The sequence below is a fragment of the Lelliottia nimipressuralis genome, from assembly GCF_041464075.1.
Classification (GTDB): domain Bacteria; phylum Pseudomonadota; class Gammaproteobacteria; order Enterobacterales; family Enterobacteriaceae; genus Enterobacter; species Enterobacter nimipressuralis.
On record NZ_CP167172.1, the window covers coordinates 4,052,715 to 4,067,324 of the forward strand.

General features: G+C 56.1%; 18 protein-coding genes. 14 read left to right on the top strand and 4 right to left on the bottom strand.

What is annotated here, in order from left to right; translation table 11 throughout:
* The first annotated feature begins 5 nt into the window (after positions 1-5).
* The 9 genes from agaV to agaD all read left to right on the top strand — a co-directional run bounded on the left by agaV (position 6) and on the right by agaD (position 7,114).
* A complete protein-coding gene (gene agaV / locus ACB496_RS19390) occupies positions 6-479 on the top strand; it encodes a PTS N-acetylgalactosamine transporter subunit IIB (protein ID WP_181826903.1) in 474 nt (157 codons plus the stop codon).
* Positions 480-489: 10 nt separating this feature from the next.
* Positions 490-1,269: a PTS N-acetylgalactosamine transporter subunit IIC gene (gene agaW / locus ACB496_RS19395; protein ID WP_100778782.1), complete on the top strand. Its 780-nt coding sequence runs from the start codon at positions 490-492 to the stop codon at positions 1,267-1,269.
* Positions 1,259-2,137: a PTS N-acetylgalactosamine transporter subunit IID gene (agaE, locus tag ACB496_RS19400; RefSeq protein WP_100778781.1), complete on the top strand. Its 879-nt coding sequence runs from the start codon at positions 1,259-1,261 to the stop codon at positions 2,135-2,137. The genes agaW and agaE overlap by 11 nt, the downstream gene beginning before the upstream one ends.
* 17 nt (positions 2,138-2,154) lie before the next feature.
* The gene (gene agaF / locus ACB496_RS19405) at positions 2,155-2,589 is read left to right on the top strand and encodes a PTS galactosamine/N-acetylgalactosamine transporter subunit IIA (protein WP_100778780.1); all 435 of its coding nucleotides are present in this window, start codon (positions 2,155-2,157) and stop codon (positions 2,587-2,589) included.
* Positions 2,590-2,924: 335 nt separating this feature from the next.
* Entirely contained in the window at positions 2,925-4,082 is a 1,158-nt protein-coding gene (locus tag ACB496_RS19410) for an SIS domain-containing protein (RefSeq protein WP_371973292.1), read from the top strand.
* Complete coding sequence (gene kbaY, locus ACB496_RS19415; protein WP_371973293.1) at positions 4,079-4,954, top strand: tagatose-bisphosphate aldolase subunit KbaY; 876 nt, start codon at positions 4,079-4,081, stop codon at positions 4,952-4,954. Before ACB496_RS19410 ends, kbaY begins: the two co-directional genes overlap by 4 nt.
* Before the next feature lie 46 nt (positions 4,955-5,000).
* The gene (gene agaB, locus ACB496_RS19420) at positions 5,001-5,477 is read left to right on the top strand and encodes a PTS galactosamine transporter subunit IIB (protein ID WP_100778777.1); all 477 of its coding nucleotides are present in this window, start codon (positions 5,001-5,003) and stop codon (positions 5,475-5,477) included.
* Positions 5,478-5,529: 52 nt separating this feature from the next.
* Entirely contained in the window at positions 5,530-6,333 is an 804-nt protein-coding gene (agaC, locus tag ACB496_RS19425) for a PTS galactosamine transporter subunit IIC (RefSeq protein WP_100778776.1), read from the top strand.
* Positions 6,323-7,114, top strand: coding sequence for a PTS galactosamine transporter subunit IID (gene agaD / locus ACB496_RS19430; RefSeq protein ID WP_102105471.1), 792 nt, complete (start codon positions 6,323-6,325; stop codon positions 7,112-7,114). The genes agaC and agaD overlap by 11 nt, the downstream gene beginning before the upstream one ends.
* Positions 7,115-7,161: 47 nt before the next feature.
* Here agaD and rsmI read toward each other — a convergent pair whose 3' ends face one another.
* Positions 7,162-8,025, bottom strand: coding sequence for a 16S rRNA (cytidine(1402)-2'-O)-methyltransferase (gene rsmI, locus ACB496_RS19435; protein ID WP_371973294.1), 864 nt, complete (start codon positions 8,023-8,025; stop codon positions 7,162-7,164).
* Between the two features lie 62 nt (positions 8,026-8,087).
* Here rsmI and ACB496_RS19440 point away from each other — a divergent pair, with 62 nt between their 5' ends.
* The 4 genes from ACB496_RS19440 to dolP are packed head-to-tail and all read left to right on the top strand — an operon-like array spanning position 8,088 to position 11,789.
* Positions 8,088-10,238: a penicillin-binding protein activator gene (locus ACB496_RS19440; RefSeq protein ID WP_371973295.1), complete on the top strand. Its 2,151-nt coding sequence runs from the start codon at positions 8,088-8,090 to the stop codon at positions 10,236-10,238.
* Positions 10,196-10,591: a YraN family protein gene (locus ACB496_RS19445; RefSeq protein WP_100778771.1), complete on the top strand. Its 396-nt coding sequence runs from the start codon at positions 10,196-10,198 to the stop codon at positions 10,589-10,591. Before ACB496_RS19440 ends, ACB496_RS19445 begins: the two co-directional genes overlap by 43 nt.
* A gap of 22 nt (positions 10,592-10,613) precedes the next feature.
* Entirely contained in the window at positions 10,614-11,204 is a 591-nt protein-coding gene (gene diaA / locus ACB496_RS19450) for a DnaA initiator-associating protein DiaA (protein ID WP_003861754.1), read from the top strand.
* A gap of 9 nt (positions 11,205-11,213) precedes the next feature.
* Positions 11,214-11,789, top strand: coding sequence for a division/outer membrane stress-associated lipid-binding lipoprotein (gene dolP / locus ACB496_RS19455; RefSeq protein ID WP_100778770.1), 576 nt, complete (start codon positions 11,214-11,216; stop codon positions 11,787-11,789).
* Positions 11,790-11,823: 34 nt separating this feature from the next.
* Here dolP and ACB496_RS19460 read toward each other — a convergent pair whose 3' ends face one another.
* Together ACB496_RS19460 and ACB496_RS19465 are read right to left on the bottom strand one after the other, a co-directional pair.
* Complete coding sequence (locus ACB496_RS19460; protein ID WP_123428259.1) at positions 11,824-12,861, bottom strand: permease; 1,038 nt, start codon at positions 12,859-12,861, stop codon at positions 11,824-11,826.
* Between the two features lie 40 nt (positions 12,862-12,901).
* Positions 12,902-13,546, bottom strand: coding sequence for an NAD(P)H-binding protein (locus tag ACB496_RS19465; protein WP_142503649.1), 645 nt, complete (start codon positions 13,544-13,546; stop codon positions 12,902-12,904).
* A 128-nt stretch (positions 13,547-13,674) separates the two neighbouring features.
* Here ACB496_RS19465 and ACB496_RS19470 point away from each other — a divergent pair, with 128 nt between their 5' ends.
* Positions 13,675-14,193 carry a type 1 glutamine amidotransferase domain-containing protein gene (locus tag ACB496_RS19470; RefSeq protein WP_100778768.1) on the top strand — a complete coding sequence of 173 codons (519 nt, stop codon included), beginning with the start codon at positions 13,675-13,677 and terminating at the stop codon, positions 14,191-14,193.
* On the opposite strand, the gene ACB496_RS19475 is transcribed toward ACB496_RS19470, so the two are convergent.
* The gene (locus ACB496_RS19475) at positions 14,173-14,607 is read right to left on the bottom strand and encodes a YhbP family protein (RefSeq protein ID WP_102105476.1); all 435 of its coding nucleotides are present in this window, start codon (positions 14,605-14,607) and stop codon (positions 14,173-14,175) included. The two genes, ACB496_RS19470 and ACB496_RS19475, sit on opposite strands and share 21 nt — an antisense overlap.
* Between the last annotated feature and the right edge of the window lie 3 nt (positions 14,608-14,610).

Sequence of the window (14,610 nt, forward strand, 5' to 3'; positions counted from 1 at the left end):
ATGCCATGCCAAACATTGTCTTATGCCGCATCGATGAACGGTTAATCCACGGCCAGGTAGGCGTTCAGTGGGTGGGGTTCGCAGGCGCGAATCTGGTGCTGGTCGCTAATGATGACGTCGCTGAGGATTCGGTCCAGCAAAACCTGATGGAAATGGTGCTGGCGGAGGGGATCGCGGTGCGTTTCTGGTCTCTGCAAAAAGTGATCGACAACATTCATCGCGCCGCCGACCGACAGAAAATCCTGCTGGTCTGCAAGTCACCGGCCGATTTCCTGACCCTCGTTGAGGGCGGCGTGCCCGTGAAACGTATCAATGTAGGAAACATGCACTACGCCAATGGCAAACAACAAATTGCCAAAACGGTCTCTGTCGACGCCGGTGATATTGCGGCATTTGGCGGCCTGAAAGCCGCCGGGGTGGAATGCTTCGTGCAGGGCGTCCCGACAGAACCCGCTTTGGATCTCTTTAAACTACTCTGAGGGATTCACAATGGAAATCAGTCTGTTGCAGGCATTTGCGTTGGGCATTCTCGCCTTTATCGCGGGCCTGGATATGTTCAACGGTTTAACGCATATGCACCGCCCGGTGGTGCTTGGGCCGCTGGTGGGCCTGATTCTGGGCGATCTGCATACGGGTATTCTGACCGGCGGGACGCTGGAATTAGTGTGGATGGGTCTGGCACCGCTGGCGGGCGCGCAGCCGCCGAACGTCATTATCGGTACTATTGTCGGGACGACGTTCGCCATCACCACGGGCGTAAAACCGGAAGTCGCGGTGGGTGTGGCGGTGCCGTTCGCTGTTGCGGTTCAGATGGGGATTACTTTCCTGTTCTCGGTCATGTCCGGCGTGATGGCGCGCTGCGACCGGATGGCGGCGAACGCCGACACCAACGGGATCGAGCGGGTGAACTATCTGGCACTCCTGGCACTGGGGATCTTCTATTTTCTTTGCGCATTCCTGCCGATTTATTTCGGGGCAGAGCACGCGAAAACGGCCATTGATGTTCTGCCTGCCCGTCTGATTGACGGTCTCGGCGTGGCAGGCGGCATCATGCCTGCGATTGGTTTCGCCGTGCTGCTGAAAATCATGATGAAAAACGTCTACATCCCCTATTTCATCCTTGGTTTTGTCGCCGCCGCCTGGCTCAAACTGCCGGTGCTGGCCATTGCTGCGGCAGCGCTGGCGATGGCGCTGATCGATTTTCTGCGTAAATCACCTGAACCGGCCGCGCCGGTCGCCCAGAAAGAGGAATTCGAAGATGGCATCTAATCAAACCACCCTGCCGACCGTCTCCGAAACCGACGAGACGCTTCTGTCCGGCGTGAACGAAAATATCTATGAAGATCAGACTATCGGCGCGGAGCTGACGAAAAAGGATATCAACCGTGTGGCCTGGCGTTCGATGCTGCTGCAGGCATCGTTCAACTACGAGCGTATGCAGGCCTCAGGCTGGCTGTATGGCCTGCTTCCGGCGCTGAAAAAAATCCACAGCAACAAACGCGATCTGGCGCGCGCCATGAAGGGCCACATGGGGTTCTTCAACACCCATCCGTTCCTGGTGACCTTTGTGATCGGCATTATTCTCGCCATGGAGCGCTCGAAGCAGGACGTGAACAGCATTCAGAGCACCAAGATTGCGGTGGGCGCGCCGCTCGGCGGGATTGGCGATGCCATGTTCTGGCTGACGCTGCTGCCGATTTGCGGCGGTATCGGTGCCAGTCTTGCGCTGCAAGGCTCAATACTTGGCGCAGTCGTGTTTATTGTGATGTTCAACGTGGTACACCTGGGTCTGCGTTTTGGTCTGGCACACTATGCATATCGTATGGGCGTTGCCGCCATTCCACTGATTAAGGCCAACACCAAAAAGGTCGGCCACGCGGCTTCCATCGTCGGGATGACCGTAATTGGTGCGCTGGTTGCCACGTATGTGCGCCTGAATACCACGCTTGAGATCACCGCAGGGGACGCGGTGGTGAAACTGCAAACCGACGTGATCGACAAGCTGATGCCTGCGTTTCTGCCGCTGGTCTACACCCTGACCATGTTCTGGCTGGTCCGCCGTGGCTGGAGCCCGTTACGCCTCATCGGCATTACGGTGGTGCTTGGCGTGGTAGGTAAATTCTGTCACTTCCTGTGAATACAAAGAGGTCTTAGATGTTAAGCATTATTTTGACGGGCCACGGTGGGTTTGCCAGCGGGCTGGAAAAAGCGATGAAGCAGATCCTCGGTGAGCAGGAGCAGTTTGTCGCCATCGACTTTCCCGAAACGTCCACCACTGCCCTGCTAACCTCACAGCTGGAACGGGCGATCGCCGATTTGGGTGATGCGGAAGATATCGTCTTTCTGACCGATCTGCTGGGCGGTACGCCTTTTCGCGTGGCCTCCACCATGGCGATGGAAAAGCCGGGCTGGGAAGTGATCACTGGCACCAATTTACAGCTGCTGCTGGAGATGGTGATGGAGCGCGACGGCCTGAGCAGCGAAGCCTTTCGCTTACAGGCGCTGGAGTGCGGGCATCGCGGCCTGACGAGTCTGGTGGATGAGCTGGGGCGCTGTCGGGATGAAAAGCCCGTTGAGGAAGGGATCTAACGCCAACTTTTTCATTTCATTCAGGGCAGGCTCTCCCCCTTAGCCCTTTCATTGTGTATCGCCTTGGCCTTCGGTGTAGATCCGTAAGGCCTTTCTTTTCCTTTCGTCATCATATCGCAAAGGACATTTACTTTTAAAATATTACTTATGTATCAATGTAATGGGTGAAATTGCGTGTCTCTTTGATCACACTTTCCGTTTTATTTCTTTTTGTTTGTTGATCTTTCGTTTTCCTTTCGATAGATTTTAATCAATCGAACAAGTGAAACGAAACGAAAGGCAAAAGTGACTGCACTGGCGTCTGACGCGGGTTTCACCTTACTAAGGACTGCGTTATGTCAGAAAGCCAAACCGCCACCGGCACCTGGACGGAAAAAGAGATCCGTCAGCAACCCGACTGCTGGAGCCGTTCCCTTAAAAATATCGCCAATATCCGACAGACTCTCGATCGCTTCCTCTCACCGTTGCTGCAAAAAGACGATCTGCGGATCGTTCTGACGGGAGCGGGAACATCCGCATTTATCGGCGACATTATCGCCCCGTGGCTTTCACGCCACACCGGGAAAAATTTTACGGCGATTCCCACCACCGATCTGGTGACGAATCCCATGGATTATCTGAATCCTGCGCATCCTTTACTGCTGGTCTCGTTCGCCCGTTCCGGCAACAGCCCGGAAAGCGTGGCCGCCGTCGAGCTGGCAAACCAGTTCGTCCCTGCGTGCTATCACCTGACGATCACCTGCAACGAAGCCGGTAGCCTGTACCAAACCGCCGTCGCCAGCGACAACGCCTTTGCCCTGCTGATGCCTGCTGAAACGCACGATCGCGGATTCGCCATGACCAGCAGCATCACCACCATGATGGCGAGTTGCCTGGCGGTGTTCGCACCGGATACGATCAACTGTCACACCTTCCAGGACGTGGCGGATCGCTGCCAGTCGATCCTCGCCTCGCTAACCGATTTCAGTCACGGCGTGTTCGGTGATAAGCCCTGGAAGCGCATCGTCTATCTCGGCAGCGGCGGATTACAGGCGGCGGCTCGGGAATCGGCGCTCAAAGTGCTGGAGCTTACCGCCGGGAAAGTGGTCGCGTTTTACGACTCGCCGACCGGGTTCCGTCACGGCCCGAAATCGCTGATCGATAACGAAACGCTGGTGGTGGTATTTGTCTCCAGCCATCCGTATACGCGCCAGTACGATCTTGATCTGCTGGAAGAACTGCGCCGCGACGGCCAGGCAATGCATGTGGTCGCCATCGCCGCCGATCGCGATCCGGTGATCGACGCTGGCCCTCATATTTTGCTGCCCGCCTCGCGTGACTTTATCGACGTGGAACTGGCCTTTTGTTTCCTGATCTACGCCCAGGTCTTTGCCCTGACCCAGTCGATTAGCGTCGGCAATACCCCGGACACCCCATCCGCCAGCGGTACCGTCAACCGCGTAGTGCAAGGCGTTGTGATTCACCCGTGGTCAGCCCCAAGGAGCGCATCATGAGCATTATCTCCACCAAATATCTTCTTCAGGATGCCCAGGCAAAAGGGTATGCCGTTCCTGCGTTTAACATCCATAACGCCGAGACGATCCAGGCGATCCTCGAAGTGTGCAGCGAAATGCGATCGCCGGTGATCCTCGCCGGAACGCCCGGCACTTATAAACATATCGCCTTCGAAGAGATCTACGCCCTGTGCAGCGCCTACTCCATCAGCTACGACATGCCGCTGGCACTGCATCTCGATCACCACGAATCACTGGAGGATATTCGTCGCAAGGTCAATGCGGGCGTGCGCAGCGCGATGATTGACGGCAGTCATTACCCGTTTGAGCAGAACGTGAAGCTGGTGAAATCGGTGGTGGATTTCTGCCATCTCAATGATTGCAGCGTCGAGGCAGAGCTGGGACGGCTGGGCGGTGTGGAAGACGACATGAGCGTGGACGCAGAGAGCGCATTTCTGACGGACCCGCAGGAAGCGAAACGCTTTGTCGAACTGACCGGCGTCGACAGCCTCGCAGTGGCAATCGGCACGGCGCATGGGCTGTACACCAAAACGCCGAAAATTGATTTCAAACGCCTCGGTGAAATCCGCGATGTGGTGGATATTCCGCTGGTGCTGCACGGCGCGAGCGATGTGCCGGATGAATATGTGCGTCGCACTATTGAGCTTGGCGTATGCAAAGTGAATGTGGCGACGGAACTGAAAATCGCGTTTTCCGCGGCGGTCAAAGAGTGGTTTCGCGAAAATCCGCAGGGTAACGATCCGCGTTACTACATGCGAGTGGGTATGGACGCCATGAAAGAGGTGGTAAAAAACAAAATAAACGTCTGCGGATCGGCCAACAAGCTGGTGCTCGATTCCGCCACCGTTTGATAAAGACAACAACACTCACAACTCAACATCGGCAGGAAGGAAGACTATGAGCAGTCCCAATATCTTATTGACCCGTATCGATAATCGTCTGGTGCATGGTCAGGTTGGTGTGACATGGACGTCGACCATCGGAGCCAATTTGTTGATCGTCGTTGACGATGAGGTCGCCAAAGACGAGATCCAGCAAAAACTGATGGGCATCACCGCCGATACCTATGGATTTGGTATCCGCTTTTTCTCCATCGAGAAGACTATCGCCATCATTGAAAAAGCCGCGCCGCACCAGAAAATTTTCCTGATTTGCCGCACGCCGGACATCGTCAGGAAACTGATTGAAGGCGGCGTGCCGCTGAAGGATGTCAATGTCGGCAATATGCACTTCTCGGAGGGGAAACGGCAGATCAGCAGCAAAGTGTATGTCGACGAACAGGATCTCGACGATCTGCGCTTTATCAAGCACAGCGGCGTGAATCTTTTTATCCAGGATGTTCCCGGTGATGCGAAAGAGGGCATCCCCGATTAGTGGCAGTGTCTCGACATTCAAATAGCTGAAGTCATCATTATGAGGCAAAAAAATGCACGAAATAACATTGATTCAGGGGATATCCCTGGCGGCTTTAGTATTTTTTCTAGGGATAGATTTCTGGCTGGAAGCACTGTTTCTGTTTCGTCCCATCATCGTTTGTACCCTCACCGGGGCGATTCTGGGCGATATCCACATCGGTTTAATTACCGGCGGTTTGACGGAGCTGGCGTTCGCCGGTTTAACCCCTGCCGGCGGTGTGCAGCCGCCGAACCCGATTATGGCCGGGGTGATGACCACCGTCATTGCCTGGTCCACCGGGGTCGATGCCAAAACCGCTATTGGTCTTGGGCTGCCGTTTAGCCTGCTGATGCAGTATGTGATTCTGTTTTTCTATTCAGCGTTCTCGCTGTTTATGTCGAAGGCCGATAAGTACGCGAAAGAGACCAACACCGCCGCTTTCGCCCGTCTGAACTGGACAACGACGCTGATTGTCGCCTGCACTTACGCCGTCATTACCTTCCTTTGCACTTACCTGGCGCAAGGAGCCATGCAGGCGCTGGTCAAAGCGATGCCTGCCTGGCTTACCCACGGCTTTGAAGTCGCGGGCGGCATCCTGCCTGCGGTCGGCTTCGGCCTGCTGCTGCGCGTGATGTTCAAGGCGCAGTACATTCCGTATCTCATCGCCGGGTTCTTGTTCGTCTGTTATATCCAGGTGAGCAACCTGCTGCCGGTGGCCGTGCTGGGGGCCGGATTTGCGGTGTATGAGTTCTTTAACGCTAAAGCCAAAAACGCCGCGCAGCCCGCTGTCACTGCAGCGAAAAAAGATGAAGAGGATTACAGCAATGGGATCTGAAATCAGTAAAAAAGACATTACCCGCCTTGGCTTTCGCTCCTCTCTGCTGCAGGCGAGCTTTAACTACGAACGCATGCAGGCGGGCGGTTTTACCTGGGCGATGTTGCCGATCCTGAAAAAGATCTACAAAGGCGACAAAGAAGGGTTAAGCGCGGCGATGAAGGATCATCTGGAATTTATCAACACTCACCCGAATCTGGTGGGGTTCCTGATGGGCCTGTTGATCTCCATGGAGGAGAAAGGCGAAAACCGCAGCACCATTAAAGGGCTGAAAGTGGCGCTGTTTGGCCCTATCGCCGGAATTGGCGACGCGATTTTCTGGTTTACGCTGCTGCCGATCATGGCCGGGATTTGTTCGTCGTTTGCCAGCCAGGGCAACCTGCTGGGGCCGATACTGTTCTTCGCCGTTTACCTTGCGATCTTCTTCCTGCGTGTAGGCTGGACGCACGTCGGGTATACGGTGGGGATCAAAGCGATCGATAAGGTGCGAGAAAATTCACAGATGATCGCCCGGTCGGCAACCATTCTTGGGATCACGGTGATCGGCGGGCTGATAGCCTCGTACGTGCACATCAACGTTGTCACCAGCTTTGCCATCGATGCCACTCACAGCGTGGCGCTGCAAAAGGACTTCTTTGACAAGGTGTTCCCGAACATTTTGCCGATGGGCTATACCCTGCTGATGTACTACCTGCTGCGGGTCAAGAAAGCGCATCCGGTACTGCTAATTGCCGTCACTTTTGTGCTGGCAATTGCGGGGTCGGGATTGGGGATTTTGTAATTAAGAGTGTGCCGGGCATAACTATGCTTGCCCGGCCAACAACGGGATTATTCCCCCTGCTGCTCCAGGGCATACTTATACAGCGCATTCTTTTTCACGCCGTGGATTTCGGCGGCGAGGGCGGCGGCTTTTTTCAGCGGCAGTTCGGCTTGCAGGAGCGCCAGAGTGCGCAGCGCTTCGGCAGGTAGCGCCTCTTCTTGCGCTTTATGGCCTTCGACGATTAGCACCATCTCCCCTTTGCGGCGGTTTTCGTCCTCTTTCACCCATGCCAGCAGTTCACCGACCGGTGCGCCGTGGATGTTTTCCCAGGTTTTGGTCAGCTCGCGGGCCAGCACCACGTAGCGAGACTCCCCCCAGACGCCAACCATATCTTCTAAACTGTCCAGCAGACGGTGGGTTGATTCATAGAAAATCAGCGTGCGCGGTTCGGCTTCGAGATCCTTCAGGACGTCGCGACGGCCTTTGGATTTTGCCGGTAAGAAACCTTCGTAACAGAAGCGGTCGGATGGCAGGCCCGCCGCGCTTAAAGCGGCAATCGCTGCGCACGGGCCCGGCAGCGGCACCACGCGGATACCCGCTTCGCGGCAGGTACGCACCAGGTGATAGCCCGGATCGTTGATCAGCGGCGTCCCTGCATCGGACACCAGCGCGATAGTCATCCCTTCTTTCAGTTTAGCCACCAGCGTTTCGGCTTTTTGTTGCTCATTGTGATCGTGCAAGGCAAACATTTTGGCGCTGATCGCGAAATGTTGCAGCAGCAGGCCAGTGTGGCGGGTATCTTCAGCGGCAATTAAATCAACAGCTTGTAAAACGGTGAGCGCACGTTGGGTAATATCAGACAAATTCCCGATAGGAGTAGGTACAATATAAAGCTGGCCTTGAGAATTATCTGCCGTTTCGTGTTGTTTCATTGTTTAGTCCGTATTGCCGATTTAATATTGAGCATTGCCTAAAAAATATCACTGGATACAGTATGGTACCCTTAACGTTTCTTCGAACAAAAGCTTCGCGCAGCCTGCCCATTGTGCTGGCAGCGCTGATTTTCGCAGGCTGTGGCACTCAGGCGCCCGATCAGACTGCTGCCCATATGCAGGGTACTGCGCAGGCTGATTCTGGCTATTATCTGCAACAAATGTCGCAAAGCTCAGATGATACCAAGACCAACTGGCAATTACTTGCCATTCGTTCACTGCTGAAAGAAGGCAAAACGCAGCAGGCTGTCGATCTGTATAACCAGCTGCCGCAGGAACTGAACGATACCCAGCGCCGCGAACAGACTCTGCTGTCGGCCGAAGTGAAAACCGCGCAGAAAGATTACGCGGCGGCGAAAAAGATCCTCGCCGATATCGACGTGAAAGCGCTGGATAACAACCAGCAGGCACGCTACTGGCAGGCGACCATCGCCGCCGAACAGGGTCGCCCTTCTCTGGCCCTGCTCCGCGCGCTGATTGCGCAAGAGCCGCTGCTGAGCGGCGATGCTAAGCAGAAAAATATCGACGCCACCTGGCAGGCGCTTTCCGCTATGACGCCGGAACAGGCGCAAACGCTGGTGATCAACGCCGACGAAAACGTACTCCAGGGCTGGCTGGATTTGCAGCAGATGTGGTTCAACAACCGCAGCGATCCGAAAATGCTCAAAGCCGGAATCACCGACTGGCAGACTCGCTATCCGCAAAATCCAGGCGCGAAAATGCTGCCAACGCAGCTGGTGAACGTGCAGAACTTCAAACCGGCTTCCGTCAATAAAATCGCCCTGTTACTGCCCCTGAACGGTCAGGCGGCGGTGTTTGGTCGCACCATTCAGCAGGGCTTTGAAGCGGCGAAAAACGGCACCACCGCCGTTGCGGGGAACGCCATCCCGGCACAGGCTGCGCAGGCCGCCAACGTCAATGACGTGATTAGCCCCTCTGCGGCAGAAACCAGTGATTTAACGACCTCGCAAGCGCCTGCCCAGGGCACGATGCAGAATCCAGTCACGGCGCCAACCACGCCTCCGGTGGCTGCGCCAGCGCCCGAAGCGCAGGAACAGACTCCGGCGCAAGCGCCAGCAGCCCCGGCAACCGATGCCGCTGTCACTGCCCCGCAAACCACCGCACCGGAACAGCAGCCTGCCGCTCAGCCACAGGCCGTTGCGGCCACCACCGCAAATCCAGGCGCCGAACTGAAGATTTACGACACCAGCTCACAGCCGATCGATCAGATTCTGGCGCAGGTTCAGCAGGACGGTGCCAGCATTGTGGTCGGCCCGCTGCTGAAGAATAACGTTGAAGAGCTGATGAAGAGCAACACCACGCTGAACGTGCTGGCCCTCAACCAACCTGAGCAAGTGCAAAACCGCGCGAACATTTGCTATTTCGCACTTTCGCCGGAAGATGAGGCGCGTGACGCCGCGCGTCATATCCACGAGCAGGGGAAACAGGCTCCGCTGCTGCTGACGCCGCGTAGCGCTCTCGGCGATCGCGTGGCGAATGCGTTTGCTCAGGAGTGGCAACAACTGGGCGGCAGCGTGGTACTGCAGCAGAAATTTGGTTCGACGTCTGAACTGCGTGCAGGCGTAAACGGCGGTTCCGGTATCGCCCTGACCGGCAGCCCGATTTCGGCCAGCCTGCCTCAGCAGCAGAGCGTCACCATCGGCGGCCTGACCATCCCGGCTCCGCCGACTGATGCACAAATCAGCGGTGGCGGTAAAGTGGACGCGGCGTACATTGTCGCCACGCCAGAAGAGATTGCCTTTATCAAGCCGATGATTGCGATGCGTAACGGTAGTCAGAGCGGTGTAACCTTGTATGCCAGCTCACGTAGCGCGCAAGGGACGGCTGGCCCGGATTTCCGTCTGGAGATGGACGGCCTGCAGTACAGCGAAATTCCAATGCTGGCGGGCAGCAATCCGGCCCTGATGCAGCAGGCGCTGAGCAGCGTGCGTAACGATTACTCCCTCGCACGTCTTTACGCGATGGGCGTGGATGCGTGGGCGCTGGCTAACCACTTTACCCAGATGCGTCAGGTGCCAGGCTTTGAGCTTAACGGCAACACCGGCGATCTCACCGCGACTCAGGATTGCGTGATTAACAGGAAGTTATCATGGCTCAAATACCAGCAGGGGCAGATCGTCCCGGCGAGTTAAGCCGTAAACAGACGGGCGACGCGTGGGAGTTAACAGCCCGTCGCTGGCTGGAAGGCAAAGGACTGCGCTTTATCGCCGCCAACGTTCGTGGACGGGGCGGCGAAATTGATCTGATCATGAAAGAGGGTCAGGTCACCGTGTTTATTGAAGTCCGTTTCCGACAGTCGTCCCGCTTTGGTGGCGCTGCCGCCAGCGTGACGCTCGCCAAACAACGTAAATTATTACAAACTGCCCACTTGTGGCTCGCCCGCCATAATGGGAGTTTTGATACTGTGGATTGCCGGTTCGATGTGGTAGCCTTCACCGGAAACGACGTAGAATGGCTTAAAAACGCCTTTGGCGAAGACGTCTAAAACAAAGTTTTAAAGGGATAACGTGCTCGAAAGAATTAAGGTTTGTTTCACAGAAAGCATTCAAACTCAGATTGCAGCGGCGGAAGCCCTCCCGGATGCTATTTCTCGTGCCGCGATGACGCTGGTGCAGTCCCTGCTTAATGGCAACAAAATCCTCTGTTGTGGCAATGGCACATCGGCCGCCAACGCACAGCATTTTGCTGCCAGCATGATCAATCGTTTTGAAACAGAACGCCCAAGTTTACCCGCCATTGCACTTAATACCGATAATGTGGTCTTAACGGCGATTGCCAACGATCGTCTGCATGACGAAATATACGCAAAACAGGTACGCGCCTTAGGGCATGCCGGGGATGTTCTGCTGGCGATTTCCACGCGCGGTAATAGCCGCGATATCGTCAAAGCCGTTGAAGCGGCCGTGACGCGCGATATGACTATCGTCGCGCTGACGGGCTATGACGGTGGCGAACTGGCGGGTCTTTTAGGACCGCAGGATGTGGAAATCCGCATTCCTTCGCATCGCAGCGCGCGCATTCAGGAAATGCACATGCTGACGGTGAACTGCTTATGCGATCTGATCGATAACACGCTTTTCCCTCACCAGGATGATTAAGGAGTACTAATGAAGGCATTAACGCCCCTCGCAGTCCTTATTTCTGCGCTGCTGCTTCAGGGATGCATCGCGGCGGCCGTTGTGGGTACTGCGGCTGTTGGCACCAAAGCCGCAACCGACCCGCGCTCTGTGGGAACTCAGGTGGACGACGGTACGCTGGAACTGCGCGTGAACAGCGCCCTGTCGAAAGACGAACAAATTAAGAAAGAAGCGCGTATCAACGTCACCGCCTATCAGGGCAAAGTGCTGCTGGCAGGCCAGGCGCCGAATCTGGATCTCGCGTCCCGTGCGAAACAGATTGCCATGGGCGTAGAAGGCACCACCGAGGTGTTTAACGAAGTGCGTCAGGGTCAGCCGATTGGTCTGGGCACTGCGTCGTCGGATACCTGGATCACCACCAAAGTGCGCTCCCAGCTGTTGGGTAGCGATCAGGTGAAATCGTCCAACGTGAAAGTCACCACCGAGAATGGCGAAGTGTTCCTGCTCGGTTTGGTCACGGATCGTGAAGGCAAAGCGGCAGCTGATATTGCCAGCCGCGTGAGCGGTGTGAAGAAAGTCACGACCGCCTTTACCTTCATCAAATAATAGAAAACCCGGCGATTGCCGGGTTTTTTATGTCTTAAAGCAGCGCAATGCTGCCCGTGATAACCCCACCTATCGCCACCAGCAATCCCGTCAGCCACAGGGCTTTTGCCGGGAATGATTTGCGCAGCATAATCAGTGACGGCAGGCTGACCGCCGGAAGCGTCATCAAAAGCGCCAGCGCAGGTGCAGCGCCCATCCCCGCGAGCATCATGGTCTGCACAATCGGGATTTCTGCCGCCGTCGGGATGACAAACAGGCATCCAGCAACCGCCATCGCAATCACCCACAGCAGCGTGTTATCGATCGCCCCGTCCGCATGAGGGAACAACCAGACACGCGCCGCGCCAAGGACCAGCACCGCCAGAATATAGACCGGGATGGTGCTCCAGAAGAGCTGCCACAGCGCCTTACCCCAGCGGGAGAAAAACGTCCCTTGCGGTTCAGGCGTGGCAACGTCGATTGGCACAGGCTGCACGAGCCGATCTTTCACCAGATACTGCACCAGTGAAGCAACAACCAGCACCATGATCACCCCGGCCACCAGACGGATTAGCGCGAAATGCCAGCCCAGCACAAAGCCCATAAAGACCAGCGTCGCCGGGTTAAGCACCGGATTTCCCATCCAGAAAGCCAGCGCCCCGCCCATTGACACATTCTGGCGCCGCATCCCCGCCGTCACGGGCGCCGCGCAGCAGGAACACATCATTCCAGGCAGAGAGAAGATCGTGCCAAGCAGCGTTCCCTGAAAGCGTGGCTGCCCGAGCGTACGCATCAGCCAGTGGCGCGGAATCAGCACTTGAATCAGGGAACCGAGCAGCACGCCCAGCACTGCCGCTTTCCAGACCGCCAGGAAGTAGACCATCGCGTAATCCCAGGCCGCCTGCAGCGGGCTGGTTTCTGCCTGCGCCAGTATGGATTTACCGATGCTGTGGGTTTCCGCGGCGGTGAACGCTTTGCCGTAATAGGGCTGCCATTTCACATACCAAAGACCAATAATAACGACGAGAAAAAAGAGTGCGGGCTTCCACCACTGAAATGGCGTTGCCGCCTGAGATGAAGACTGACCAGTCATAGCATTCCCCGGGGAGTGTAATTAATTTAGCCCGGGGAGTTTACGCCTCACCTTTGGCGATTTCACGCAGTTTAGCCGAGGGGATAATATTGACGCCCTCTTTTGAGGGAGAACGTGCTTCGTGCAGCATAGCGCTCGCCACATCACGTGCCTGAATAGATTTCCAGTTACCCGGAAAAAGCTGGAACAGGGGCGCAAAAATGGACTCATTAAAACGCTGCTTTTCGCGATCGCCCAGCAACATTGACGGTCGCACAATCGTGAGCCGCTCCCAGTTCTGTGCAATTAGCGCGTCTTCCATTTTGCCTTTCACTTTGTTGTAAAAGAACGGCGAGCTGGCATTGGCTCCCATTGAGCTGACCACCAGGAAATGCTTTGCGCCCAGCCGTTTAGCCGTGAGCGCCGTGTCCACCACCAGCGTGTAGTCGGCGTGGATAAAAGCCTCTTTGCTCCCGGCTTCGCGACGGGTCGTGCCCAGGCAGCAGAAGGCGATATCAATCGGATCCTGCACCTGGCCGAGTGCATCGGTTAGCTGCGGATCGTGGGGGTTAAAGACGCCGGAAATATCCGCCAGTGGGCGTCGCGTCGGCGCGGCAATGTAGTTGATCCAGGGCTGCTGGATCAGCATTCGCAACAAGTGTCCGCCCACCAGCCCGGTGGTACCTGTGATTAATACCTGGCTCATTTTGTCTCCTTTGCAGATTAGTCCGTTTGCGATTTCAGTCTGCTTAGCCACACTTAAAAGTCTGTTACGGGTAAGTATTTACCACAAACGGCAAAAAATCTGTCTGAAGCCAAAACAACGGAGGAAGCATGAGCAAGAAAATAGCCGTCTTGATCACCGATGAGTTTGAAGATTCAGAGTTCACCTCTCCTGCAGAGGCGTTCCGCAAAGCGGGACATGAGGTCATCACCATCGACAAGCAGGCCGGAAAAACGGTGAAAGGCCATAAAGGCGAGGCCAGCGTTACTATCGATAAAGCCATTGATGAGGTGCGTCCGGCGGATTTCGACGCCCTGCTGCTGCCTGGCGGTCACTCCCCGGATACGCTGCGCGGCGACGAGCGCTTTGTGACGTTCACGCGCGATTTTGTCTCCAGCGGCAAGCCTGTCTTCGCGATCTGCCATGGGCCACAGCTGCTGATCAGCGCCGAAGTGGTGCGTGGACGCAAGCTGACGGCGGTTAAACCGATCGTTATCGATCTTAAAAACGCGGGCGCTGATTTTTACGATCAGGAAGTGGTCGTCGATAACAATCAGCTGGTGACCAGCCGTACGCCGGACGATCTGCCCGCCTTTAATCGCGAAGCGTTACGCCTGCTCGGCTCGTAGCCAGTGAAGCTTTTTGCCAAAGCCCAGCGTGTTGTCTGTGAACTTCAGCTCATCGAGGCGAATTTCCCAGACGGGCGCTGACAGAGCAAGCGCAACCGGGAAGCGACGTGTATAGCGCTTGCGCATCGCGTCGCTCTCTTCCCCTTCCAGACGGCGGATCTCGCCTTTAAACTGCACGCCACGAATCAGCGCGACATTTTTCGGCTGGCCATTAACGGTGCCGGCGACAGGTGCTTGTGGCCCGGACATCTGCGCATGACGGGTTTTATCTTCGCTTAAGAGGTAAAACGCGACGCGTTCGGGATCGTAAAGGTAAAACGCATTCGCGCACCACAGCTCGCCCTCCTGATGGACACACCAGGTGACGACGTGCTGCTTTGCCAGCCAACGGCTGATAGCGGCCAGAGTTTCCATTTT

Excerpts from the sequence above, each read along its gene's own strand:
- agaB (WP_100778777.1), top strand. The coding sequence starts at position 5,001 with ATGAGCAGTCCCAATATCTTATTGACCCGTATCGATAATCGTCTGGTG.
- agaE (WP_100778781.1), top strand. The coding sequence starts at position 1,259 with ATGGCATCTAATCAAACCACCCTGCCGACCGTCTCCGAAACCGACGAG.
- ACB496_RS19445 (WP_100778771.1), top strand. The coding sequence starts at position 10,196 with ATGGCTCAAATACCAGCAGGGGCAGATCGTCCCGGCGAGTTAAGCCGT.
- rsmI (WP_371973294.1), bottom strand. The coding sequence starts at position 8,025 with ATGAAACAACACGAAACGGCAGATAATTCTCAAGGCCAGCTTTATATT.
- ACB496_RS19460 (WP_123428259.1), bottom strand. The coding sequence starts at position 12,861 with ATGACTGGTCAGTCTTCATCTCAGGCGGCAACGCCATTTCAGTGGTGG.
- ACB496_RS19410 (WP_371973292.1), top strand. The coding sequence starts at position 2,925 with ATGTCAGAAAGCCAAACCGCCACCGGCACCTGGACGGAAAAAGAGATC.
- ACB496_RS19465 (WP_142503649.1), bottom strand. The coding sequence starts at position 13,546 with ATGAGCCAGGTATTAATCACAGGTACCACCGGGCTGGTGGGCGGACAC.
- ACB496_RS19470 (WP_100778768.1), top strand. The coding sequence starts at position 13,675 with ATGAGCAAGAAAATAGCCGTCTTGATCACCGATGAGTTTGAAGATTCA.
- agaF (WP_100778780.1), top strand. The coding sequence starts at position 2,155 with ATGTTAAGCATTATTTTGACGGGCCACGGTGGGTTTGCCAGCGGGCTG.
- agaV (WP_181826903.1), top strand. The coding sequence starts at position 6 with ATGCCAAACATTGTCTTATGCCGCATCGATGAACGGTTAATCCACGGC.
- kbaY (WP_371973293.1), top strand. The coding sequence starts at position 4,079 with ATGAGCATTATCTCCACCAAATATCTTCTTCAGGATGCCCAGGCAAAA.
- agaD (WP_102105471.1), top strand. The coding sequence starts at position 6,323 with ATGGGATCTGAAATCAGTAAAAAAGACATTACCCGCCTTGGCTTTCGC.
- dolP (WP_100778770.1), top strand. The coding sequence starts at position 11,214 with ATGAAGGCATTAACGCCCCTCGCAGTCCTTATTTCTGCGCTGCTGCTT.
- ACB496_RS19440 (WP_371973295.1), top strand. The coding sequence starts at position 8,088 with ATGGTACCCTTAACGTTTCTTCGAACAAAAGCTTCGCGCAGCCTGCCC.
- ACB496_RS19475 (WP_102105476.1), bottom strand. The coding sequence starts at position 14,607 with ATGGAAACTCTGGCCGCTATCAGCCGTTGGCTGGCAAAGCAGCACGTC.
- agaW (WP_100778782.1), top strand. The coding sequence starts at position 490 with ATGGAAATCAGTCTGTTGCAGGCATTTGCGTTGGGCATTCTCGCCTTT.
- agaC (WP_100778776.1), top strand. The coding sequence starts at position 5,530 with ATGCACGAAATAACATTGATTCAGGGGATATCCCTGGCGGCTTTAGTA.